General features: G+C 67.5%; 23 protein-coding genes. 9 read left to right on the top strand and 14 right to left on the bottom strand.

Annotation, left to right across the window (positions count from 1 at the left end; genetic code table 11):
• Nucleotides 1-37 precede the first annotated feature (37 nt).
• The 3 genes from JHN45_RS37650 to JHN45_RS37640 form a co-directional block, all read right to left on the bottom strand.
• Nucleotides 38-1,189, bottom strand: coding sequence for a site-specific integrase (locus JHN45_RS37650; protein WP_201054080.1), 1,152 nt, complete (start codon nt 1,187-1,189; stop codon nt 38-40).
• The gene (locus JHN45_RS37645; RefSeq protein WP_201054078.1) at nt 1,189-1,401 is read right to left on the bottom strand and encodes a helix-turn-helix domain-containing protein; all 213 of its coding nucleotides are present in this window, start codon (nt 1,399-1,401) and stop codon (nt 1,189-1,191) included. The genes JHN45_RS37650 and JHN45_RS37645 overlap by 1 nt, the downstream gene beginning before the upstream one ends.
• A 129-nt stretch (nt 1,402-1,530) precedes the next feature.
• Nucleotides 1,531-1,788, bottom strand: coding sequence for a helix-turn-helix domain-containing protein (locus JHN45_RS37640; protein ID WP_060904833.1), 258 nt, complete (start codon nt 1,786-1,788; stop codon nt 1,531-1,533).
• A gap of 479 nt (nt 1,789-2,267) precedes the next feature.
• Here JHN45_RS37640 and JHN45_RS37635 point away from each other — a divergent pair, with 479 nt between their 5' ends.
• The 5 genes from JHN45_RS37635 to JHN45_RS37615 all read left to right on the top strand — a co-directional run bounded on the left by JHN45_RS37635 (nt 2,268) and on the right by JHN45_RS37615 (nt 7,520).
• Nucleotides 2,268-3,122, top strand: coding sequence for a helix-turn-helix domain-containing protein (locus JHN45_RS37635; protein WP_201054076.1), 855 nt, complete (start codon nt 2,268-2,270; stop codon nt 3,120-3,122).
• A 7-nt stretch (nt 3,123-3,129) separates the two neighbouring features.
• Nucleotides 3,130-3,816, top strand: a complete 687-nt coding sequence (locus tag JHN45_RS37630) for a hypothetical protein (RefSeq protein ID WP_201054074.1) — start codon at nt 3,130-3,132, stop codon at nt 3,814-3,816.
• A 323-nt stretch (nt 3,817-4,139) separates the two neighbouring features.
• Nucleotides 4,140-5,045, top strand: coding sequence for a DUF2637 domain-containing protein (locus JHN45_RS37625; RefSeq protein ID WP_201054072.1), 906 nt, complete (start codon nt 4,140-4,142; stop codon nt 5,043-5,045).
• A 124-nt stretch (nt 5,046-5,169) separates the two neighbouring features.
• Nucleotides 5,170-5,799, top strand: a complete 630-nt coding sequence (locus JHN45_RS37620; RefSeq protein WP_307783304.1) for a mobilization protein — start codon at nt 5,170-5,172, stop codon at nt 5,797-5,799.
• A complete protein-coding gene (locus JHN45_RS37615) occupies nt 5,796-7,520 on the top strand; it encodes a relaxase/mobilization nuclease domain-containing protein (protein WP_201054071.1) in 1,725 nt (574 codons plus the stop codon). The genes JHN45_RS37620 and JHN45_RS37615 overlap by 4 nt, the downstream gene beginning before the upstream one ends.
• Nucleotides 7,521-7,588: 68 nt before the next feature.
• On the opposite strand, the gene JHN45_RS37610 is transcribed toward JHN45_RS37615, so the two are convergent.
• The 6 genes from JHN45_RS37610 to JHN45_RS37585 form a co-directional block, all read right to left on the bottom strand.
• A complete protein-coding gene (locus tag JHN45_RS37610) occupies nt 7,589-7,861 on the bottom strand; it encodes a hypothetical protein (protein WP_201054089.1) in 273 nt (90 codons plus the stop codon).
• A gap of 88 nt (nt 7,862-7,949) precedes the next feature.
• Nucleotides 7,950-8,396, bottom strand: coding sequence for a hypothetical protein (locus tag JHN45_RS37605; protein ID WP_201054069.1), 447 nt, complete (start codon nt 8,394-8,396; stop codon nt 7,950-7,952).
• A gap of 94 nt (nt 8,397-8,490) precedes the next feature.
• Complete coding sequence (locus JHN45_RS37600; RefSeq protein ID WP_201054068.1) at nt 8,491-9,240, bottom strand: DUF317 domain-containing protein; 750 nt, start codon at nt 9,238-9,240, stop codon at nt 8,491-8,493.
• Between the two features lie 199 nt (nt 9,241-9,439).
• Nucleotides 9,440-11,650: an ATP-binding protein gene (locus JHN45_RS37595; RefSeq protein WP_201054067.1), complete on the bottom strand. Its 2,211-nt coding sequence runs from the start codon at nt 11,648-11,650 to the stop codon at nt 9,440-9,442.
• Nucleotides 11,651-11,694: 44 nt separating this feature from the next.
• Complete coding sequence (locus tag JHN45_RS37590; RefSeq protein WP_201054066.1) at nt 11,695-12,819, bottom strand: hypothetical protein; 1,125 nt, start codon at nt 12,817-12,819, stop codon at nt 11,695-11,697.
• A 122-nt stretch (nt 12,820-12,941) separates the two neighbouring features.
• On the bottom strand, nt 12,942-14,072 hold the full coding sequence (locus JHN45_RS37585; protein ID WP_201054065.1) for a class I SAM-dependent methyltransferase: 1,131 nt from the start codon (nt 14,070-14,072) through the stop codon (nt 12,942-12,944).
• Between the two features lie 29 nt (nt 14,073-14,101).
• Between JHN45_RS37585 and JHN45_RS37580 the strand changes: the two genes are divergently transcribed.
• Nucleotides 14,102-14,404, top strand: a complete 303-nt coding sequence (locus JHN45_RS37580; protein WP_201054064.1) for a helix-turn-helix transcriptional regulator — start codon at nt 14,102-14,104, stop codon at nt 14,402-14,404.
• A gap of 39 nt (nt 14,405-14,443) precedes the next feature.
• Here JHN45_RS37580 and JHN45_RS37575 read toward each other — a convergent pair whose 3' ends face one another.
• Nucleotides 14,444-14,830, bottom strand: a complete 387-nt coding sequence (locus tag JHN45_RS37575; RefSeq protein WP_201054063.1) for a hypothetical protein — start codon at nt 14,828-14,830, stop codon at nt 14,444-14,446.
• A gap of 461 nt (nt 14,831-15,291) precedes the next feature.
• Between JHN45_RS37575 and JHN45_RS53475 the strand changes: the two genes are divergently transcribed.
• The 3 genes from JHN45_RS53475 to JHN45_RS37565 all read left to right on the top strand — a co-directional run bounded on the left by JHN45_RS53475 (nt 15,292) and on the right by JHN45_RS37565 (nt 17,742).
• Complete coding sequence (locus JHN45_RS53475) at nt 15,292-15,807, top strand: endonuclease VII (RefSeq protein ID WP_236584556.1); 516 nt, start codon at nt 15,292-15,294, stop codon at nt 15,805-15,807.
• On the top strand, nt 15,729-16,568 hold the full coding sequence (locus tag JHN45_RS37570; protein ID WP_236584555.1) for an endonuclease VII domain-containing protein: 840 nt from the start codon (nt 15,729-15,731) through the stop codon (nt 16,566-16,568). The genes JHN45_RS53475 and JHN45_RS37570 overlap by 79 nt, the downstream gene beginning before the upstream one ends.
• 316 nt (nt 16,569-16,884) lie before the next feature.
• Nucleotides 16,885-17,742 carry a hypothetical protein gene (locus JHN45_RS37565; protein ID WP_201054061.1) on the top strand — a complete coding sequence of 286 codons (858 nt, stop codon included), beginning with the start codon at nt 16,885-16,887 and terminating at the stop codon, nt 17,740-17,742.
• On the opposite strand, the gene JHN45_RS37560 is transcribed toward JHN45_RS37565, so the two are convergent.
• The 4 genes from JHN45_RS37560 to JHN45_RS53465 all read right to left on the bottom strand — a co-directional run bounded on the left by JHN45_RS37560 (nt 17,730) and on the right by JHN45_RS53465 (nt 20,919).
• Nucleotides 17,730-18,587, bottom strand: a complete 858-nt coding sequence (locus JHN45_RS37560; RefSeq protein WP_201054059.1) for an aldo/keto reductase — start codon at nt 18,585-18,587, stop codon at nt 17,730-17,732. The genes JHN45_RS37565 and JHN45_RS37560 overlap by 13 nt on opposite strands.
• Nucleotides 18,521-19,717 (bottom strand): JmjC domain-containing protein, encoded by a 1,197-nt coding sequence (locus tag JHN45_RS37555; RefSeq protein WP_201054057.1) that lies wholly within the window; start codon nt 19,715-19,717, stop codon nt 18,521-18,523. Before JHN45_RS37555 ends, JHN45_RS37560 begins: the two co-directional genes overlap by 67 nt.
• A 372-nt stretch (nt 19,718-20,089) precedes the next feature.
• Complete coding sequence (locus JHN45_RS53470) at nt 20,090-20,428, bottom strand: hypothetical protein (protein ID WP_236584557.1); 339 nt, start codon at nt 20,426-20,428, stop codon at nt 20,090-20,092.
• Nucleotides 20,428-20,919, bottom strand: a complete 492-nt coding sequence (locus JHN45_RS53465) for an ATP-binding protein (RefSeq protein ID WP_236584554.1) — start codon at nt 20,917-20,919, stop codon at nt 20,428-20,430. Before JHN45_RS53465 ends, JHN45_RS53470 begins: the two co-directional genes overlap by 1 nt.
• Nucleotides 20,920-21,285 lie beyond the last annotated feature (366 nt).

Below are 21,285 nucleotides of genomic sequence, written 5' to 3'. Positions count from 1 at the left end.
CCCTTATCGAACAGGGACTCCCTTTGCCACAACGCACTCACACTCCTCCAACTTGCTGCTCCTCCGTGCCCGACTCACGCAGCCGCTGACGCACCTCAGCATCGATGCCCTGAGCCAGCCTGCGCTGATGCTTCGCCGTCGAGTGCTGGTAGATCAGCTGGGCGCGCTCCGAGGATTGGCCGGCGCGGACCATCAGGTCCTTCAGCTTGGCGCCGGTGTCGGCGGCCAGGGTGTTGCCGGTGTGGCGGAGATCGTAGAAACGGAAGTTCTCCGGGATGCCGACCTTGGTACGCGCCTTGCGCCACTTCCGGCCGAAGGTGGAGCGACGAAACGGAGCACCCTTCTCACCGATGAAGAGCAGGCCGTCCACCTCCTTCTCGGCGAACCACTGCAGGTGCCGCCGCAGCTCCGGAAGCATGAAGTCGGGCAGGTACACGGTGCGCTTGCCCGCCCGGGTCTTGGGGTCGCCGGTGACGCGCTTGCCGTTGGTCAGCTCCGGAGAAGCCTGCGTGACGCGCAGGGAGCATGCGGCGAGATCGACACTTCGACAGCGCAGTTCGGCCAACTCCTCCGGGCGGAGGGAGGCGAAGGCGCCGAGCAGGACCATCAGGCGCCAGCGTGGGCCCATGGCGTCGGCGAGGTCGAAGACCTGCTCGATGGTCGCGGTGGGGCGTTCGTCGGCCTCCTCCTTGCCGGCGCCCTTGATGCGGCACGGGTTGCTGCGCAGGAGGTCGTCGTCGACCGCCGTCTGCAGGATGGCCTTCAGCAGGCGGTACGACTTGGCGACCGTCGTGGCGCCGGTCGCCTTCAGCCGCTCAGCACGCCAGGTGCGGACGGACGGTGGGGTGATCTCGTCCAGGTCCTTCCCACCGAAGGTCGGCAGGATGTGCAGGCGCAGCAGCCCGTCGTAGCGGTCGAGCGTGGTCGGGGCCAGACCGCGCTCCTCCTTCCAACGGAGCGCGTACTTCTCGAAGTTGACCGCGCCCGCGTCCGGGTCACGCCACACGTCGCGCTCGATGTCGGCGCGGGTGAGGTTGAGCCACTCCTGGGCGTCGGACTTGGTCTCAAACGTCTCCGGAGCGGTGTGCCGCTGCCCGTCGGGGCCGATGTAGCGGGCTTGCCATCGACCGGAGGGAAGCTTGCGGGTCGTGCCGAACTCGCGCCGCCGCTGCGGCTTGCGTCCCGCCATCAGGCGGCCTTCCCGTAGCGGGTACGGACACGGCGGACCGGCTCGACGGTGCGCGCCTCGACGTACTCGGCGATCGCGCTCTCGGGGACGCGGACCGGGCGGCCGAGCTTCACGTAGCGGATGCGACGCTCGGCGATCAGGCGGCGGACGAAGCGCTCGCCTGTGCCGAGTATTTCGCCGGCCTCGGCGACGGTCAGGAGGCGGTCAGCCATTCGCGATCACCTCCGTCGCGGAGGGGCGCTGGGGGCAGGCGGGAGCCGGGGGTATTGCGGGCAGGCGCAAGGGCGGTGGGTCCTCACTCGGGTGCGGGATGGGGCGAGTTGCGGCGCGGCGAAGGCGGTTCAGACTGCGGGGCGGCCGGGCAGCAGTGCGGGTGCCGGGACGTGAAGGGCCTCGGCGATCGCGATGAGGTCGTCGACGTCACATCGGCGCTGGGCGCGCTCGATGCGGGACAACATGGTGTTGGACATCGGGTGGCCGAGGGCTGTCACGCGGTCGGCCAACTGCCTTTGTGACAGGCCGCGTTCGGCGCGGAGGATTTCGATGGCACGGGCCGCCTGCATTCCTGCCGGCCCGATTTCCAATGAGCGTGGGGGCATGGCTCCAATTGAAAGGCTCAATCGCCGGTTTTGGTAACCGGCGATCGTCGGCTATGTTGCGCTCCGCGCCGTACGCCGGGGAGAGGTTTTCGGGGGTCGGGACGAGGGCGCGGACGGGTGCGTCGATCGATGCTGTGACGTGCGGTGTTGTGTTGTAGCTTCCCCGTCGGCGGCGCGTCAACGGCTTGCCGATGTGATGCTTCTGGCTTCGCCTGACGGTCCGTTATTTCGGCAGCGGCCGATTCGCGTTTATAATTTTGGGGATGCCTAGCTCGCAGTAAGCGTTCGCCGTCAGCTGTCTGAATTTCTCGGCGGAATGCTGGACTTGAGCGGCATGGATGTGGCTGTCTTGGCTATACGACGCCACCAGCCCTCCCCCGCGCCGTCGGCCGGGGCGGTGGGCCAACCCCCCTCCCTGTGCACCGCCCGACAAGGGCCGACTGCACCTCCATGCACTGACCCCCAGGAGCCGCCGCCCGATGAGCTATGACGCCCGCGAATGGGTGTGGGACCACAGCCACAGCAAGGGCACAGCCCGCATGGTCCTCGCCCTGATCGCCGACCGGTGCGGCGACCGGCACTGCGTCGCGTACGCGTCCGTGCCCGCCCTCATGAAGCGCGCCAACGCCTCTCGCACAGCCGTGCGCGATGCGCTCGCCAAGTTGATCGCCGACGGCGAGTTGGTGCAGCTCCCTGGCCGCAAGGGGCCCAGGGGAGAGACGTACTACCGCCTCCCCATCGCCGCCCGTTTCCTCGGCGATGAGCCTCGGGAGGGGGACCGGAATCCGGCACCCCAACAGGGCCGGAATCCGGCCCTCGGGGGGTCAGAATCCGACCCTGCCGAGCCCTTCGAGGGGGGATCGGAACCCGGCCCCGGGGAACAGAATCCGGCCCCCAGGGGGTACGGATTCCGACCCGAGGGGGGTGCGGATTCCGACCCCCAGAACAGAAGAGAACCGAAGGTGAACGGTAGTAAGAGCAGCAGCAGCTCTACCCCGCTCATCTCCGCCGCCGAGTGGCAGATCGACGACAGCGCCCACGCTTGGCTCCGGCACGACGGGCATCTCGACCGCCTAGGCGAGCACGGCCTGCGTACCGCCGACGCGAAGTGGCGCACCTTCCGGAGCTTGTGGGATCCCCGCACCGCCGACGCGTGGGCCGCGGACTGGCGTGCGTGGATCGCTCGGGAACGCACCCCCGCCCCCGGTCGCCCGACCCTCTACGCCCTGCCCGGTGGCACACCCACTCCCACCTCGACCACCGGCATGACGCGCACCGAGGCGCACACGGCCGCCCTGCTCGCCGCCCTCGACGAACCCACCGGAACGGAGTAACCCGCCTTTGGACCGACGCGAAGTCGCCGCCGTCCTCGCCTACATCGGCCGCCTCGATCCCCGCACCATCGCCGCCAGCACGGGTGATGCCCGTGACCAGATCGCGCAGTGGCAGGAGCTACTCGACGACGTGCCCTTCGCCACCGATCACGGCTGGGACGTCCGCGAGGCGATACGGGCCCACGTCCTGGCCTCCCCGTACCCGATTCTCCCGGTGGACGTCGCCCGCAAGTGGCGCACCTACCGTCGCGACCGCCTGGACCGGCACACCGATCCCACCCCGGCCGCCGATCCGGACGACCCCGCCGCCTGGCGCAACGAACTGCTCGGCACACGGCACGCCGTCGCCACCGGCATGGCCGCGCCCTCCTCGCACCGACAGCTCGCCGGGGGCCAGCACCGGGACATCGATGCCCGCCTCGCCACCGTCGGATCGTCCATCCCGCCGGCCGTCCGCGCGACACTCGCCCCCTACCGGCCCGCGCGTGCCGCCCGCGAGGCCGCCGTCGCCGCCGGACAGCCCGACGCTCTCGGCGTCCCGTGCCGGTGGTGCCACGCCGACAAGGGCGAGCCCTGCCGCAGCCGGCGCCTCGGGCTCGACGGCCACGCCCAGGGCAACGCACCCCGCACGACGCCGCACCCCACCCGCGTGGACCTCGCCGTGGCAAAGCTGGCCCGGCAAGAAGCCTCGTGACCGGCGCGGTGCCCTATCGGCGCCGGCGCCTGATCAACGACCCCTTCGGCGCACCCGAATCCCACCTTCACCGCCCGTCGGCAGCACCAATGCCATGCCCGGACGGCTTCCTCGGAGACCTCACCTCATGCCCGCCTGCGCCCACCCTGGAGATATCTGACTTGCCCTCCCCCACTCCGATACCCCCGGCCGCCATCCCCAGCGCCGACAGCCACCGCTCCGCCTTCGTCCGGCTCCGAGCTCTCTACCGGCGCCGCGCCGACGCACGAGCTGAGAGTCATCGCCCGAACCGCGGTGCACGATCCACCCTCGTCCTCGGCCTGATGGCTGTGGTCCTCATGGCCTTCCGGGTCTCGTGGAACGCCTTGTCCGACGTCGCCCGCGCCATCGGCGCCGACGCCACCGCCGCCCTGTTCTACCCGATCGTGGTCGACGGGCTGATGGCCCTCGCGCTGATCGCCACACTCGTGCTGCCCGATGCCGACCGGAAGTTCGCGCTGCGGGTCCTGGCGACCTACACGATCGCCAGCCTCCTGCTGAACTACGTCCACGGCCTGACCCCGGCCCTGCACACCATGCCGACCCGGTGGGGCCGACTGACCGACTGGGACCCGGCAAACTGCGCCCTCGTACTCCTGGCGACCTCGCTACCGGTCGGGTCGATCTACTTCGGGTCGGACCTCGTCGCAAAAGTGCTGCACCACAACCCCGAGGCGGCCGACTCTGCCTCAGCGGCTGGTCGGCAAGTGAACGAGCCGGTCGCACGGTCGGGCTCTGACCAGGCCAAATCGGCCCGCGTGAAGGTCGTCAACACGCCCGTGCCGAGGGCGACCGAGGCCGCCCAGACGGCCCCCTCGACCCGACCGTCCCGGTCGACCGCCACGGTTGAGTCGAGCGGAGTCGCCCCGCGCCGTGCGGCTGGTCGGGTCCCCGCCACCATCAACTCGGCGGCCGACCGCGCGCGCACCGACGCCGAAGTCCTCGCCGAGGCCCGACGCCTGACCGCCGACTGGAGCGACGACCGGCTGACCGCACAGCGCCTGCGCAACGAACTCAGGATCAGCCAGACCCGCGCCCGCACCCTGCGCGACCAGCTGCAGATCGAGCGCACCGACCGGCCAGATCCCGCCGCCCACGACGGCTCCGAGACCGAGCCTGTCGGCGGACGCGTCGAAGCCGCCTCCGAGCGCCAGAGGCAACGCGGCACAGCCGCCGTCGGTACCACCTGAGCCCCGCAAACACACCGACCGCCCCGCCCTTCCGGCTCACCCCGTGCCCCAGGCAGACAAGCCCGGGGCACAGGGATTGCGCACAGCGAAGCACCCGGCAACAGCACCCACGGAGAACCGACCCATGCACGACCCGAACTACGAACTCCCCACGCCCGAAGGGGAGATGACCACCGGCCTGAACAGCACAGCAAGTTGGAGGTTCGGACACTCCCCCGCAGGGGGAGCGCCCGAACCCGACCCCGCCCCAGGGGTGGCGGGGCCCGTCCGGCACCAGGGGGCGCCGGACGGGAAGGCTGCAACCGAGGGCGGATCGCAGCCAGGAAGGGTCGTCGGCGAGCGCCGGACCAAGATCAAGGGGAAGGCGCGTCCGCGCGCGAAGAAGCAGCGTCCCGCTCAGAGCGTCCGTCTCAGCGATCGCGAGCACGCCGTCATCCAGGCCGGGGCCGATGCCGTCGGCATGAGTCTGGCCGGCTTCCTCGCCTACTCCGCGCTGGCAGCTGCCCGCGACCAGTCCCGCACTGCCGCCACCATTGCCACCGAACGCGATGTGCTCACCGAGCTGTTCGCCATGCGCCGGCAGCTCGGCTGGGCAGGCAGCAATCTCAACCAGGTGGCCAAGGTGCTCAACTCCGGTGGTGATGTGCCCTACCTCAAGGAGGTGCTCGGCGACGTTCACAGCACGGCCGTCGCCGTGAAGAAGGCCGTCGACCGGGTCGCCAACCCCCAGGAGCAGGAGGGTGAGCCGGCTTGATCCCGAGCATCCACCGGCAGGGCACCAGTACTTTCGGCCTGCTTCGCTACCTCTACGGCAAGGGCACCCATGAGGAGCACGTCGATCCGCATCTGGTCGCCTCCTTCGACCACATGGCCCCCGACCCCGGCCGCGACCCCTCGGCCACCAAGAAGGACCTCGCTCACATCCTCGACCAGCCCCTCCACCTACTCGACGAGGACCAGCGGCCCGAGAAGCACGTGTGGCACTGTTCGGTGCGCGTCGCCCCCGACGACCCGGTCCTGACCGACGAGCAGTGGGGCGACATCGCCCGCCGTATCGTCGCGGCCACCGGCATCGACCCCGGCGACGGTGCAGGCTGCCGCTGGGCCGCCGTCCGCCACGCCGACGACCACATCCACATCATCGCCACCCTCGTCCGCGAAGACGGCCGCCGTCCCGACCATCACCGATCCGGCAAACGCGCCCAGGCCGAAGCCCGCCTCATCGAAGCCGACTACGACCTCCACCGCGTCACCTCCGGCGACGGCACCGCCGCCAAGCGCACCACCAGCGCCGAGCGGCACAAGGCCGAGCGCCAGGGCCGGGACCGCGCCGCGCGTGAGGAACTGCGCGAGACGGTACGCCGCGCGGTCGCCGGTGCCGACTCCACGGACGAGTTCCTCGGCCGCCTCAAGGACGCCGGGCTTCTCGTGCGCACCAGGGTGCTGCCCTTCGGCGACCTGAAGGGCTACACGGTCGCTCTGCCCGGCGACCGCAACGGGGACAAGGAGCCGATCTTCTACGCCGGATCCACCCTCGCCCCCGACCTGTCCTTGCCCCGCATTCAGGAACGCTTCACCACCGACTCCGCCCTACCGGAGGCTCTCGACGGTGAGTGGTCGGAACGCCCCACAGCGCTCTCGGCACCCGCTACCGCGCGGCGCACTGCCGCGCACGCGGCCTGGGCGGCGTTGCTCGTCCTCGACGCGAACGGCGACGACGGCGCGGCAGCTGCCCAGATCGCCGCGACCGGCGAGGTCCTCGATGCCCTCGCGAAGACCTCCGCCCTCCACACCCGCGACGAACTGCGCCAGGCGGCAAGGGAGTTCGAACGGGCCTCCCGTTCCCACACCCGAGCAGAGTTCCGCCACGCGCAGGGCCTACGCCGGGCGGCCCGCGACCTGCTGTACAGCGGGCCCGCGTTCGGCAGGGGCGAGGACGGGGCCGGCACCGCGATGGTCTTGGACACGCTGATCTTCCTCGCCATCGCGGCCGCCCACTGGCACGCCCAGCGTCAGCACGTCCAGCAGGCCGAGGCCGCCTACCGGGCCGCCGAGCACCTGCGGGCCGCTTACCGGCAGGCCGCCGTCGAACCCTTCACTGTGCTGCGCGAACGGGGCCGCCGTATCGCCCCGTCCCTGCGCCGCCACCACGCGGGTACTGTGCGCGCCGCCCTGCCCGAGCTCGCCGAGACCGTCCTGGCCGAGCCCGGCTGGGACGCCCTGGCCGCCACCCTCACCGACGCCACACAGGCAGGCCACAACACCCAGACCCTACTCGCCGAGGCCGCCGCCAGCAGGGAACTGGACACCGCCGACTCCATCAGCGACATCCTGGTCTGGCGTCTGCGGCGCACCACGGACCTCCCCGACTACGCCCCAGCAGCCGCCGCCACTGCAAAGCCCCAGACCACGACGCCCCACCGGAACGCCGCCCACCGGCCAGCGCCCATGACACCACGCCCGCACCGTCGCTGACACTGGCCCCAGTACGTCGCAGGCCCGACCGGAAACATCGGTCGGGCCTGCGACGCTTTCAGACGGACTCAATGGTTCACACGGGCTTTCGCCACCGCTTTCTCCGCGTGGGCATCGACCAGTGCAGACGAGCCCGAGAGCACCACGACCACCGTCCCGGTGCGGACGGCGGTCTCCTTGACGACGCTGCTGCGTCCGCCGGCGGTGAAGGTGAGCAGCTGGCTCCACCGCTCGTCGCCCATCTGCGGGGCGGGCACTTTCTGGGTTGTGACCGTGATGGGTGTGCTGCCGACGAGCACCTGGGTGCTCAGCCGGAGGACGGTCGTGGTGTGAAAGCGCATGCGAAACCCCAAACTTGGTGCGGAGCGGACGGTCTGACCAGGCCGGCCCTCCGGGCGCCGGCGATACGTAGGGGTGGGGTTTCGGAGGTCAGTGGCCGAGGTGGCGCAGCCCGTCCTCAAGGGTGGGATGCCAGTGGTCGACCGGACCGGAGTTGCGGTTGTACCAGGCGGCGTCCGGGCGAGGCTCCTGCACTTGGTGACCGGACCGGCAGCGCAGCCACACCGAGTCGTCGCGCAGGCAGAAGACGATCCAGTCCCGGTACAGGCCACACGTCGCACACGCATGTACCTCGCCATCGATGACGAGCGGCTGCATCCAGCGCATCATCATTCCCTCGACGTCCTGCCTGGAGGGCACCCGCAGATCGGCCGGCAGGAAGTCAGTCGCAACCGCTTCCGAACCCGACCCAGCCGACGCCTCGGCCTGGACGCTGTCGAACGGCATCGGCTCCCGCGCGTGCATCTGCAGCAGCGCGAGCGCCTCACGCTGAGCCCTAAGGAACTCACGGTCGGCGCGAGTACGTCGTCGGAACATGAAGTCTCCATCTCTGTCATCGGACGGGCACAGGGAACGCGCAATTCAGACCAATTGGCGACGAGCAGCACGAGCCGCTCCAGGGCGCGGATTGTCAGCTGCGGCGGACGACGCTGAGCCGGCCCTCGGTGCTCTCGGGCAGCGTGCGACGGGGCACTGGGTCTGGTGAGGCGAGCGAGGAGGCGAACGCGGCGACCAGCTCATGCGGGACGCTGGCGCTGAAGCTGGCGCACCACAAATACGGGGCGCGGAGAATGGGTTGCGCCCATGCCTGCCAACCCACCAGATCGGGACGCGGATCGGCGTCCTGGATCAGCGGCGGCAGCATCTCCAGGGAGACGTTGGAGGACAACCCGGGGTCGCTGGCGGTGGTGTGGGGCCGGTCGACGTCGCGGACCCAGCCCCGCGCACTGAGTGCGTTGACGACCATCTCGAGCCCCGCGTAACCGGCGTCCGGCGCCTCACGGGCGTCGAGCGCGACGAGCAGGTCGGCAAGCGCCTCGTACGGGACGCCGACGGTGAAGTAGGCGTTCCACTCCGCCATTGTGGAGGCGGCATGCGAGCGGGCGCTCAACTGCCAGGCCACGGGCAGTCCGCCCAGCTCGAACGGGTAGGCCGCGAGGATCCACTCGGCGCCGCACAGCCCGTCCGGGCTCACGTACAGCAGGGTGTTGCGGGCCGTGGGCCACATGCGCCAGTCGAGGCCGGCCAGGGTGTCGCCGATCCGCTCGGCGAGAGCGCCATCGTCACCGGCCAGGTGGCGGGGAGCGACCCAGTAGACCGGGGCTGATGAGTCGGGATGGGAGGAATCGCTGGGGTGGTGCGGGTGCAGGGGCGCCTCCATGGGCTCAGGGGGAAGGTTTTCCGTCAGCGCGTTGTACGTTGACATGGTTTGCGGCAGCACACCAGTCCTTGCGGGATCTTTCCTGTCTGCCCCCGGCGAACTGTTGTCCTCTGTCAGCGATTCAGGGTCTCAAATTCGATGTCCAAATCTCAGCAGGTCCGTGGCTTCACGGACCACACCTCTCGATAGTGGAACCAGCTTAGAAGGGTGGCTCTTCTTCCGCCTCTGCAGAGTCGAGCAGAGCCTCACTCAGAGCCTGCTCTACTTTCGACTCGCCTCTCGAAGCGAACTCTTTGAGCATGACCCATTTGCGGGGCGTGGTGGTACCCGGATCATTGCGCGTGTCTGTGGTCCATTGGTCGGGGTACAGGCGATCCAAGGCTCCCTTGACCAAGCCGAATCCCCACTCACGGTCTGCACCTGTTCGTTTGGCATGTTCGGGGGCTTTTTCAGCAAGTAGGAAGCCGATCCTTCCCCACTTGATACCTTCGGGCGTCTTAATCTTCCGTTGGAAATCGGCCTTATCCCGCAGGTGAGCTATGGCGATGTCAGTGTCGTCCGCGATCGGTACGTCTTCGATTTGGTCGGTGCTGGCATCTTGGGGGTGGCTGGCGGCAAGGCTGGCGGAAGCAGCCCTCGCTTCAGTGCGCCGTTTTTCGACCGCGGCTCGCGCTTGGACAGCGAAGCTTTCAGGAGCCGGGAGCCCGTAATCGGGGTCGGCCATCTTGTACGAGTCCTCGAAGCTGAGGACACGCACGGAGACGGGGTAGGGGCGCGAGTGGCGGTCAGTCCCGGGTGCGCTGGACCAGTAGATTCCGTTGCCGACGAGCGGCTCGTTCAGCAGGGTGGCCAGCAAGTCTTCGGAGAAGTGGGCGTTGGCTTTCTTCAACGAGATCAGGTCGCCCTGCGAGAGCAGGTGGAAGACGAAGAAGTTGTCGCCCTGGCTGAGGAGTTCTTGCGGCAGGCTGCCGGGCTGCTGGGTGATCAGCAGAGCGCCGAGGTCGTACTTTCGGCCTTCCTTGACCCAGGAGACGAAGGGGCCGTCTTCGCTCTGGGAGGATCCGCCGAGAACAGACTGAGCCTCTTCGATGACGGCGATGGTGGGGATGGATTTAGGCTCGGCCTCGGTGAACTGGTTCTGATTGTGCTCGAAGATATCGCCGAGGATGACTCCAGCGAGTTGGAGTCCCTGGGAGCCGCGCATCTGGGAGATGTCGACGACGCAGAGCTTGCCCTGGGAGAGGCAGTCCTTCAGCGCGGTAAGTAGCTGGCTGTCAGGGTCGTGGAGTGCGTTTACGACGCGGGTCATGTTGCCGATCGCGGCGTTGGTCTCGGCTTCCTGGCCGGGGTCGAGGTGCAGAATTTCCCGGACCTGGTCGCGGTCTGCACCGTACTTGTCACGGTGGATCAGGTCGACGAGGCGGCTCCACTTGGGGCCGTCGAGGGACTTGAGTTTGACGACGTTTTGCTGGTCCTGCTTCTCGGGGGGCAGAGCGATACCCAGCACCCGAGACGCCTGCAGTTCCTTGATGTTGATCTTGACGCCGTTGACGACGAAGGACTGGTAGAAGTCGCTGGGGCCCTTGCGGTTGGTGAAGACGACCAGTTTGTCGCGCAGGTGCGGTACGTCGCAGAGGGCGGGGCGCCCCTTGAAGTCGGGCCAGAAGTACTCGCCATCTGGGTCGAAGATGATCGTGCCGACGGGAGCTTCGCCAGAGCGGCGTGGGACAGTGGGCTGGCCTTCGTACAAGGCGGAGAAGAGCAGCTTGACCAGGTTCGATTTTCCGAAACCTGCGCGGGCGAAGACGAAGCTGCGACGGGCGACGAGCTTGTCGATCTGGAAGGTCGGCATGATCGCGGGCTGCTGGAGCTGCATCCAGGACGTATCGCCCACGCGCTTGTCGTTGCCGGCGTAGACGAACTCGCCGAAAGCGAGATAGCCGATCGGCACCGCGCCACTGTCTGTGTCCTTGGCGTTGACGACCTCGGCGAGCAGATCATCGCCCAGAAGCGCGACCTGGGCGCCGACATGGGGAAGACGCCGGTGGCTGGGGACGAAGATGTGCTTGTCCCCCTCCATGCGCAGGACGCCGAGGATGCGAATGTCAACCTTGTACTTCAGGTAGCGCTCGCGCAACTCGTCGGGGATGGGCCGCTGGTCGCGCACCGCGCGTGTGGCGTAGTCCTCGCCGATGGGGGACACCAGGCGCCCCTGGGAGGAGATGGTGGTGATACGCCCGAGTAGCGCCTCACGCTCGTGCTCAAGCTGGACGAGGACGAACTGGCCGTGCATGGCCATGGACTGAAAGTCGTCGTGGTGCGGCAGCACGAGGTCGGCGTGGAACTCCATTCCGCTTTCGGAGAAGCCGCGGAAGGTGCCGACGACTTTGTCGCGCTCGAACAGGCTCATGACAGTTCTTGCTCCACGGGAGGCGGGACGGACAGAAGTGGGTGTTATTCGTACCGGCGAGCGGCCACATCAGAGGCCAGTCGCAGAGCATCGATGACCGGGGCTTTGTCCTCGCCAACCTGTTCGCGCACAGCGTCGACGAGGTGGTCTTCGATGATGTCCATGTCGAGGTCGGCGACGCGGGAGAAGCTGTCGGCCTGCTGGATGCAGTTGGGATAGAGCGGGATGGGAAAGCCGGCCACCGCGTCAGCTTGCAGATACCCGAAGATCGCCTGGGCCTCTCTGTCCTGGCGAGACATGACGTCGACGGTCCAGATAGGGTCGCCGGAGTAGGGGCCGAAACGGACGAAGTACATCGAACCGAAATTGAACTTTGGCTTCTCGCCTGTGGAGTCGTCCTCGATGTCCCTCGTGTACTCGTCCCAGAGGTACACCTCGTCCAGCATCTCCGACGGAACCTTTGCGAAGCAGGCGGCGCCGTTGTCGAACACGCCAGACAGTGAGATCGCCAGCCGGTAGTACTCCAAGACTTGGGTCTTCTTCGCCAGTCCTACCAGCCACACCTTGCGCCGGTCTTGGCGGTAGATCCGTTCTATGGCCTGGTAGATCAGCTCGCCCATCTTCACGAACAGCTCACCCTTGAAGATCTTCGCGCGCAGGAGGCCATCGCGGACGATCAGGGTGTCGACCGCGTAGTCGCGGTGGCAGATGAGGTCATAGAGCGTGGCCCACTCACACAGGTCCCGGAAGACTTGGACCCAGCTGGGGGATTTGCCGGACATCATTGGCGACAGGTCCTGGAGCCGTTCGACACCGAGTCCGTGCATCATCCTGCCCAGGGCTGTGCTGGGGCTGCCGTCTTCGTGGAACTGGCGGCGGCTTAGGTCGTCGATGTCGGAGATCGGGGCGACCACCTCCATACACAGCTCTTTACCGCTGGAGTCAACGACGCGGACGACCTGCAGGTAGAAGGGATTGAAGGCGACCTTGTTGTTGCCACCGTCAGACGCCATCAGTGCGACCGATGTCGCCGCTCGCGGCTTGATTACCCTGACCTCGGAGCGGATGCCACGGGCTTGCTCGACAAGCTTGTCCAGCTCCGCGCGACCGGCTTCGACCTGGTCGCCGATCAGATGCTTGAGCTGCTTGATCTGGTCTGCGTCGAACATGCCTCTCCCCACACCACGTTCGTCTTGTCACAGGCGAGTGGCTCACTCGTCTGGCCCCCACAGGATGGCATGGGGCGTTGACAATCCGTCACGTAGTTGTTGGAAGTAACCGAGTTCCCGCATCAGCGGGCAAGTCCAGTCAGCTCGGCGGTGAGGTCGATCTCATCAATGGCGGAGCCGGCCTTGCCGAACTGCTCGGCCTGCCGCTTCGGTTTGGCTGGGGTGCCGGCTGGCCGGACCTCCTTGACGACCCACCCGGCCTTCGACTCCTTCACAGAGGCCAGCAGCATCTGCTCGGGATCGGTGCGGGCCGAGGGTAGAGCGCCGAAACGGATCGCCAGCCGGGCACCCTGATGGCAGCGGCGGGCGGCGGCGGCCCACACCTCGGCCAGGGCCTGGGTGAACGCTTCCTGATTCGGTTGTCGCGCGATCTGCCCGTGTGTGCCGTAGGGGACCTCCGGGGGGCCGCCGAGGAACCACGAGCGCAGCCATTGATCGGCCACGTAGGTGCGCATGCCGTAATACGGGGGCGAGGTGACCACCAGATCAAACCTCTGCCGCAGGCCGTCCAGTGTCTCGACGGAATCACCCAAGTAGACCTTGCCACCCTGAGCGAGCGGGGCCGCGTCCAGTAGCCGCTTGGCCCGCCGTTCGATGACCTCCAAGGCCGGGACGTGCACCGGTTCCATGTCGCGCTTGGTCCAGAATTTCACTGCATAGGCGGGCTTGGACGCGTAGGTCCGCGGCATCTGGTTCGACAGGTACGACGGGAGGTTCTTGTTGCGCGGCCCGTGCAAGATGCCCAGCATGACGGCCCGAAGCATGGCCGCCGTCGGCGTGGTCATCTCTAGCAGGGCCTCGCGCAATGTCACTAGATCCCGCAGCGTCTCCCGTTCGAAGCACCACTGCCAGAAATCACCTTCGGGTAGCTCCCCCTGTGCATCGCTGTCGAGGATCTGTCGGGCCAGCCGCACCACTGCGCCCGGTGTGACCTTGATGAGCTTGGCCTGAGCGATTGCGGCGGCCACCGGATTGATGTCGATTCCCACCGACGGCAGTCCTGCTAGCCGCGCGGCGTACAGCGTGGTGCCCCGCCCGCAGAACGGGTCCAGTACCCGGGTCGCCGCCGGATGCGCAGCTAGCTGCTGGAGAGGGAAGTCCAGTGGAAACATCGTGTAGTACGGGCAGACGGCGTTCAGCCGCAGCACATCCTCAGGCCAACTAGTGGAAGCGGCCGCCGCGATCACCGTCATGGGGTAATGATACAGGTATAGTTACACCCATGCCACGAAGGAGGCTTGATCCCGCCGCACAGCGTCGCGGGCAGATGCTGGCTTCCCGACTGACGAATGCCCGACGTGCCTCCGGGCGCTCGGCTGAGGCCGTGGCCCGCAGCGCGGGAATCTCCGTCGAGACCGTGCGCAGTATTGAGAAGGGCCGCACGTCCACGCCGGAATTCTTTACCGTCGCTGCTCTGGCCGCCGAACTGGGGCTTTCGCTCGACGAGCTATATGCGTTCGTCCGTGAGTCTTCCCCCGGTGAGTCCCACGAGCTGGAGGAATCCAGTCTCAACGCCTCCGGCTAAGCCATTCGTACGGCAGAAGCCGCATGTCCTTCGTGATGTCTACATACGGAGCTGAGCACGAGCCGCGACAGGCGGCACTGGTGCTGCCGCCTGCTTTGTCTTCACGCACACCTTCACCTCGCAAGGTAGCCAACGCCAGGAAGCAACGTTCACCTCGGTGCGCCGGTGGCCGTCAGTGTGGGCCGCCACTTCCGAGTGGTCCACGATGGAGGCCAGCGCCTCAGGCCCGGCGACGGTGTAGGTCGGCACCAGGTCTCCGCGCTGGAGTACTACTTGTGCGCCTGGCTCCATGAGCCCGCTGTCTTGCGTCGCATCCACCGACAAGGCCACCCTTCCGATCATCGGGCCCGCGCCGATCTCACGGACCTCGTCAAACTGCTCTACGGTGGCGTCCACGATCCGCTCGGAATCGGGCAGGACCAACACGCAGTGCCCGTTCCAGGACCTGCCCGTCCAAGACGGTTCAGCGAGCCGTAACGGACCCGGTCGCCGTTTCTGCTCCGGATCACCAGGTCTACCGGCTGGGCGCTGCCGTCGACGATCGACACCCACAGCTGCGGCAACAACAGCTCCACCAACTGGTCTGGCTTCGCGTGCTGCAGCAATGTCGCGGTCACGTCCAAACTCCCCCGCAGCGGCGATCCGCCGCACGGGAGCGCGGTGCTGAGGGAGAACGCGGTGCTCGCTTCTAGGGCGTGCGGTGCTTCCTGCCTCGCTTCTGCCTCGACATGAGGCAGAGCGTAGAGATCCCAACTGACCGAGTGACAGACCGCTTTGCTCATGCTGTTGCAGCAATTCCGGGATCAACTGGACCAGTCGACGTGTGCAGAGCGGTAAGTGCAACCGGTCCGGCGGGCGTTGTCAGTGGTGACTGCCACCATGCGCTCATGCCCATCAGCCGGGAGTATGCGCGCTCCCTCTTTGCGGACCTGACACAGAACGCCATCGTGCCGCTGGATCCTGACGAGCTTCTTCATATGCCGGGGCTGGCACAGCACGGCCACGTCTTCTTCGGTGACATAGCGGTGCGCTGCTACAAGCACAAGGCGCGCTGGATGTACGACGAGCGAGACATCCGTCGCGTTGGGCAGGCATTCGCGGACCTGCGCCTGGACCTGGACGACGTCGTCGATGTGCAACTGCCCGCGTACCGCGACACCGGGGAACGCGATCCGGAGGACTGGTACCGCGTCGACTGGCGGCGCCGGCTGGTGTCGTGGATGTTCTGGCAGGCCCGCCAGAAAGCTCACGACGGACGCTCGTACGAGGAGCGGAACAACTCCTGGAAGCGGGTCGGGTCGAACGGGCTGCCCGGGGACCTGAGTTGGGAGGAGTTTGTTGTGGCCAGCAGCCGGTACCGGTACTCGCAGAACCTGGCTGGCACCGCCCGCTGGACCTGCTGACATGGTCCGGCAAGAAGTGGCTGCTGCCCCGCGCCTACATCGAGCTTCTGGATCGTTGGGAGCAGCAGGAGGACAAACTGGTCGCTCGGGCCCGGCTCTGCTCCACCTGCGGAGCCCAGGGCCCGTACTGGGGCGGCTGGCGGACATCGACCAGTAAGGGCTACGTCACCAGGTGCCCGCCGTGCTCCGGCGCCGCCTTCCGGGCCTACACCGGCCACCTGCACGGGATTCAGTACGAGTCGGCCCGCCGACGTGGCACTCGGGCCGACGACTACCTGTGCCGTCTGTGCCAGAAAAGTCAGGCGTCCGCGTGGGATCATTGCCATGAGCACGGTCATGTTCGCGGACCACTCTGCGGCAGCTGCAACATCCGTGAGGGCAAGGCTCCGCCGTACCACTTCCTCCAATTCGAAGGCGGCGCACTGCACCTCCTGGAGTGCCGCGGCTGCCTCGAACAGCGGACCCTGCCGCGCCGGTTCCACCTGAGCGTGGTCAGCACGTATTTAGAGCAGACCGAACGACACGGGCGCTGCTCCCGGCAGCCGTACGTCCGCGAGCTGGAGCACACACACGGTGTTCATCGGTTCCAACTGGAGTGCAGCGGTTGGCACGCGGTCAGCAACTGGACGAGGGACGTCCCAGCGTCCGAAGTGACCGCGCTGGTGCGGGCCTTCGTCGACGCGGCACTCGCCGCGCAGGACGGCCAGCTTCCTCCCGGCACCTCGACGGGCGCGATGACCAGCACGCAGCGGAATCGTTGAGTACGACATCGCGAGCAGGAACAACCCCGAGGCCGTGACGGTCACCAGCGCCAGCGCCATCGACCGGCAAGAGGGGCAGGATCCACCCGGGGAATTGTCCATCTCCGTGAGACTCGGTGTAGTCCCAAGGCTCCGTCGGGCAAGTCGGCGATAGCTGACGGAGTCGCGGGAACTACTCGGCATCGGCGACCCCCGACCGACGTACGGAGACCCGCCTACGACAGGTTCCCCCAGTCAGCACTCGGCGTGGCTGGCTGCTGCTGCCCACGCCTCGGCGCCGGACACCTCCTGCCATATCGCTGCTACGGTCGCGTCCATGGCGCTCTCGGTCTCCACGGGTCAGGCTGTCGATCTACGCGTACAGCCGGTTGACGAGGTTCTTGATCGCGTCGAGCGGTCTCTGGAAGTGGGGCTACTCACGGACACGATGGTGCGCAAGCGCCGATCCGTCGGAGCCCGAACCGACCGCGGCACCTGGGTGCGGATCGAGCGGCGCCTGCTCGACAAGATCCCCGACCAGGGGTGGAACGGCACTGAGAGTGCCGCGCTTCTGGAAGACATTGTCCAGCCCGAATGGCACGGATGTGTGGTCTGGCGGGCCGCGGACGGGCCGGTGATGTGGCGGGCCGACGAAACCGAGCTCCTGCCGGGGGCTCCTGTCGGAAGCGCCATCTTGAGTGAAGCCCCGGAGCTGCCGGAGGGCTGGTGGGCGGCGTTGAACGCCTCGTTGGACGCGCTGGCCGCCCAGAGCACGAGGCGGGTCGCCACACCGGACACCGACACCATCACCCAGACCCTCGTCACCGAGTCCATCCGCGGTGCCTTCTCCGGCGATTTCGATACGGCCATCGAGCGGTGGGTGCCGGCGCACGCGGATCTGAACTGGGCCAACATGACCGCTCCGGCGTTCAGTCTCTTCGACTGGGAGGACTGGGGTAACGCGCCCCGGGGGCTCGACTCTGCCTCGCTGTGGGCGAGTTCTCTTGCTGTCCCGGCTCTGGCCGATCGCGTCTGGCACGAGCGTCGGTCTGACTTCGAGGGCCGGGACGGCAAGTTGATGACGTTGTTCGCCTGCTCGAAGATCCTCGGACCGTACGCGCACCCTGAGGACCCTCGGCTGGAACCCGCCCGGCGCATGGCCGAACAGGTCATCAAGGAGCTTCAGGCAGGCTGACCACGCGAGCGGTCCCGAAGGAGACTCCGGTACTCCTCGATGGTTCGCTCCTCGGCTTCGCCGGCCAGGGCGCCGACGAGTTCTCCCAGATGGGCGGGTTCATCGGTGCCCACGGCGACGGAGCCGACCCGCGGGAGGTGGTACGCGGCCCTGAAGGCCGCTTGCATGCGGGAGAGCCGGCCGCCATCCCGGAGAAAGACACGTGGGTCGATCCTGGCCCACACCGAGTCACTGGTGCTGCCCCCGAAGGGGCTCATTCCCCACACCTCGCCGCCGCTCAGGCCCCATGCCTTGGTGAGGGCATCCGCGGCATCCAGAGTTCTGGCTCCGACCAGCAGGCCGGCGCGGGTCATGAGGACTGACGGCCTCGGTACGGTCGGGTCGATCAAGCTCACCAGCGGTGACGGGTCCCAGGACGCGATGCCCCAGGCGGCGCACAGGCCCTTGGCCGTGGCATCGTCGAGGGCAGCGCACGCCTCTGCCAGCACCTCCTGGCCGTGAGCGGTGGCCTCGCGGAGCGAGTGTTCCGGGTTGTGCAGGAACACCAGCTCCGGCTCCCGTCCCAGGTTCCCAGCCGCCTGCTCCACGGCCGCGTACAGACGTATGGGGTCGAGGGAATGCTCCGCCCCGTCCAGCCCCGGGAAATAGCCGACCTTCGTGGAGACCGTGAACTTCGACAGCAGGTCGCCGGCCGTCTGCGCCAGGACCTGATGCGAGCGGAAGCCGAGATAGTTGGTGCTGGTGTCGAGTGCGGTGACACCGAGGTTGAGCGCCCCGGTCAGGAGCTGGCGTTCATGACGAGACCGGTGTAGCCCGAGGACAACTCGGGGGTCAGCACCGCGCACAGCTCCTCCTTCACCAGGATCTCGGCGACCTCCGCTACTTCGGCTCCCACGACGGCCGCGGCCCGCTCCAACTCGACCGGCTGCCCGCTCAGCAACAGCCGCAGGGAGGGTAGGGCCTTGGCCGCGAGAGTGACCTTCTTCCCTGAGGTCACGACGTCGACGGTCTCTCCATGTTCCTGGATCCGGGGCGGGAAGTGGGTGGTGCACACCACGGCGTCGAGTGGCCCGAGTATGTCGAGGAACGGCAGGTGCCAAGGCAGCGTCGTCTCCTGCTCGTACGCGGCCAGGAAGTCGGCCGAAGAGCGTTCACGGACCAGCTGGGCGGCGGCCTCGGTCAGGGCTTCGCTGCTTGTTCCCTGCCAGCGATCGAGGTCGTGGCGGAAGATCTCGTGCTCGCGGCACCAGTCGCCCAGCCACGCGAGCCAGCTCGCCCCCGTGCGCTTGGTGATGCCGAACGTGACGTGAAGGCTCTTGCCGGAGCCGCTGCCGGTTCGTGTCGCCTGGTGCCAGTGGCCCCGGGGGATGTGCATGACGTCGCCGGTCCGCATCAGGCCGGACCAGATGATCTCGTCGCTCGGAGTGGTGTTGGGGTCGGCGTCCCGGTACATCGGGACGTTGCGGGAGGTCGCGCGGACCTCCCACTCCTTCTCACCCGCGAGCTGGACGATGACGACATCGTGGTCGTCCCAGTGCAGGGGGAAGCCGGAGGCGTCGTTCGTCGTCAGGTACGCGTTGACCTGGACTCGCTCGCGGGACCACCACTGCAGGGCCCGGCAGGCGACTTCCATGGTCGGATCGAAGACGTTGGCCTGGTCCATGATCACCGTTGCGCCTTCCCCCAGGAGCCTGCCCAGGCTGCGCATGTTGACCATGGAAATGCTCTGGCCCCGGGGACTTACGCTGTCGGTGTAGTAGATGGCCGGATGGACCTCCTCGCCCTTCTGGAAGCACCGGAACTGCGGGCGGTTCAGGCTCCTGCGCATGGCGATGTCGAGCAGACGGTTCGGGGTCATGATGCGGGAGACGAGTGCGGGGTCGTCCATGCTCCCGCGTACGAAGTCCTTGCCTAGCCCCTCGGGTCCGCTCCATCCGAGTGCTGTCTCGATGGCGCTGATCAACCGATGTTCCATCGTGCGTCCTCCATGGGTTCGATCACTGCTTCGGACACGGTGAGGGCTGGCACGGCTGACCGCGCCGGCCCTCACCGCTTGGTGCCTTACTCGCTGTCGTGCAGGTTGCCGTCTCCACCCGGCCACGGCGCGTCGCCGGAACTACCCTGGTTGTCCGACCGGAGGCTGTCGTACCGGTCATGGACGGCGGTCAGTTCTGTCACCGCCACCAGGAGGCCACTCCGGGCCGGAGGCGGTGTCGTGGGCTCTTCCACCTCGTGCTCCTTCCTTTTCGGTTCTCCCGCCAGGGCTCCGGCGGGAGGTCGATGGCCGCCCCACGGCCGGGGAGTAGTGATGCCGTGGGGCGGCTGTCCTTGGGGGAGAGGTGCGGCCCTAGACCCGCGAGTGGGCGGGTCTGCGACTCGTCGGCAAGACGCCCGTGTCCTCGCGCATGTTGGTCTCCAGGACACGCTGATCCAGTTCGTACAGACATGCGCGGCAGACGTAGAAGGCCGCGTGCATGCCGCTCGACTGGACAGGCCCGATCCACGTCACCTCGATGTCGTCACGTCCGCACCACAGCCAGCACTCGCCGCGGGTCAACCACTCGTGGCGGTCCCAGAGCGCGTACTCGGTGGGTTGCCGGGTGACGGGGTCGATGTCGCGACGGGTAGGACGGAAGACCACATCGGGATCGGGCAGCGGAGTCGGTCGTAGCGAATGTCGTACCATCACGCGACCGCCAGGGTCAGCGGCTCGGGCCCAGCCACGATTCCGTGCTTCGGCCGACGCGCGAAGAACCGGCGCAGAACGGCGGCTCGTATGGCAGGCGCTGTCATGGGCAGCTCGATCTCCGCCCATACGTTCTTGCCGTGTTCAGATGGCGCCCAGGCACAACGCAAGGCGAGAAGATCGACCAGCGCCAGCCCTCTACCGCTCTCGTCTTCGTCTTGGGCCCAACTCATCTGCGGGGCTGATGAGTTGCCGTCGAGGACGTCGATCACCAGGGATCCAGACCGCAGGTAGAGCGTGACGGTGACGGGCCCCTTCCCATGGACCACGCCATTGGTGATGAGCTCGGATGCGACCAGGCGTATGGCGTCGGCTTTCTCGTCGTCCATCGGCACGCCCCACGTACGGACCTGGTCGATGACCTTGCGCCGGGCGAAGGGCACGTCGCTTTCCGTACCGGCGAGGACGAATCGATGGACGATCGTGGGCATGTGGGGACGCCTCCGAAGAGATGGAGAGCAGCTTCGTCCCCGACGGGGGACACGGGGACGAAGCCGCCGATCTGAGGAACCGTTCCCGAAGCGGACGCTCTGCGCGCGCTCCTCGCTGGACGGCTGACACTCAGTCAACGGGCCCATCGGGCAAGGCGGAACGTTTCTAGGGGGTTCCTCATGGGGACGCCCTCCCCGTACACGGACACGCGAAGTAGCCTCCCCACTACGCCGCGAAGGGATGACGGGAGTGAAGACGTGCCTGGTGAACCGTTACTGACCTTTTCGGGTTGGCTTCGGCGGGTCTGAAGTGAGGGTCAGTCCGGTTTCGGTGAGGCAGCCGTCGATGAGCTCGGGATGGCGCTG

The sequence above is a fragment of the Streptomyces sp. MBT53 genome, assembly GCF_016654115.1.
Taxonomy (GTDB): Bacteria; Actinomycetota; Actinomycetes; order Streptomycetales; family Streptomycetaceae; genus Streptomyces.
The sequence above is the reverse complement of the archived record's forward strand: the minus strand, read 5'-3'. Positions and strand labels throughout refer to the sequence as shown.

Bases quoted from the DNA above. Each gene is read 5' to 3' on its own strand.
- JHN45_RS37605 (WP_201054069.1), bottom strand. From the start codon at position 8,396: ATGTTCCGACGACGTACTCGCGCCGACCGTGAGTTCCTTAGGGCTCAG.
- JHN45_RS37565 (WP_201054061.1), top strand. From the start codon at position 16,885: ATGGCGCTCTCGGTCTCCACGGGTCAGGCTGTCGATCTACGCGTACAG.
- JHN45_RS37595 (WP_201054067.1), bottom strand. From the start codon at position 11,650: ATGAGCCTGTTCGAGCGCGACAAAGTCGTCGGCACCTTCCGCGGCTTC.
- JHN45_RS37580 (WP_201054064.1), top strand. From the start codon at position 14,102: ATGCCACGAAGGAGGCTTGATCCCGCCGCACAGCGTCGCGGGCAGATG.
- JHN45_RS53470 (WP_236584557.1), bottom strand. From the start codon at position 20,428: ATGGTACGACATTCGCTACGACCGACTCCGCTGCCCGATCCCGATGTG.
- JHN45_RS37600 (WP_201054068.1), bottom strand. From the start codon at position 9,240: ATGGAGGCGCCCCTGCACCCGCACCACCCCAGCGATTCCTCCCATCCC.
- JHN45_RS37640 (WP_060904833.1), bottom strand. From the start codon at position 1,788: ATGCCCCCACGCTCATTGGAAATCGGGCCGGCAGGAATGCAGGCGGCC.
- JHN45_RS37555 (WP_201054057.1), bottom strand. From the start codon at position 19,717: ATGGAACATCGGTTGATCAGCGCCATCGAGACAGCACTCGGATGGAGC.
- JHN45_RS37635 (WP_201054076.1), top strand. From the start codon at position 2,268: ATGAGCTATGACGCCCGCGAATGGGTGTGGGACCACAGCCACAGCAAG.
- JHN45_RS37645 (WP_201054078.1), bottom strand. From the start codon at position 1,401: ATGGCTGACCGCCTCCTGACCGTCGCCGAGGCCGGCGAAATACTCGGC.
- JHN45_RS37610 (WP_201054089.1), bottom strand. From the start codon at position 7,861: ATGCGCTTTCACACCACGACCGTCCTCCGGCTGAGCACCCAGGTGCTC.
- JHN45_RS53465 (WP_236584554.1), bottom strand. From the start codon at position 20,919: ATGCCCACGATCGTCCATCGATTCGTCCTCGCCGGTACGGAAAGCGAC.
- JHN45_RS37650 (WP_201054080.1), bottom strand. From the start codon at position 1,189: ATGGCGGGACGCAAGCCGCAGCGGCGGCGCGAGTTCGGCACGACCCGC.
- JHN45_RS37625 (WP_201054072.1), top strand. From the start codon at position 4,140: ATGGCTGTGGTCCTCATGGCCTTCCGGGTCTCGTGGAACGCCTTGTCC.
- JHN45_RS37590 (WP_201054066.1), bottom strand. From the start codon at position 12,819: ATGTTCGACGCAGACCAGATCAAGCAGCTCAAGCATCTGATCGGCGAC.
- JHN45_RS53475 (WP_236584556.1), top strand. From the start codon at position 15,292: ATGCCCATCAGCCGGGAGTATGCGCGCTCCCTCTTTGCGGACCTGACA.
- JHN45_RS37585 (WP_201054065.1), bottom strand. From the start codon at position 14,072: ATGACGGTGATCGCGGCGGCCGCTTCCACTAGTTGGCCTGAGGATGTG.
- JHN45_RS37620 (WP_307783304.1), top strand. From the start codon at position 5,170: ATGCACGACCCGAACTACGAACTCCCCACGCCCGAAGGGGAGATGACC.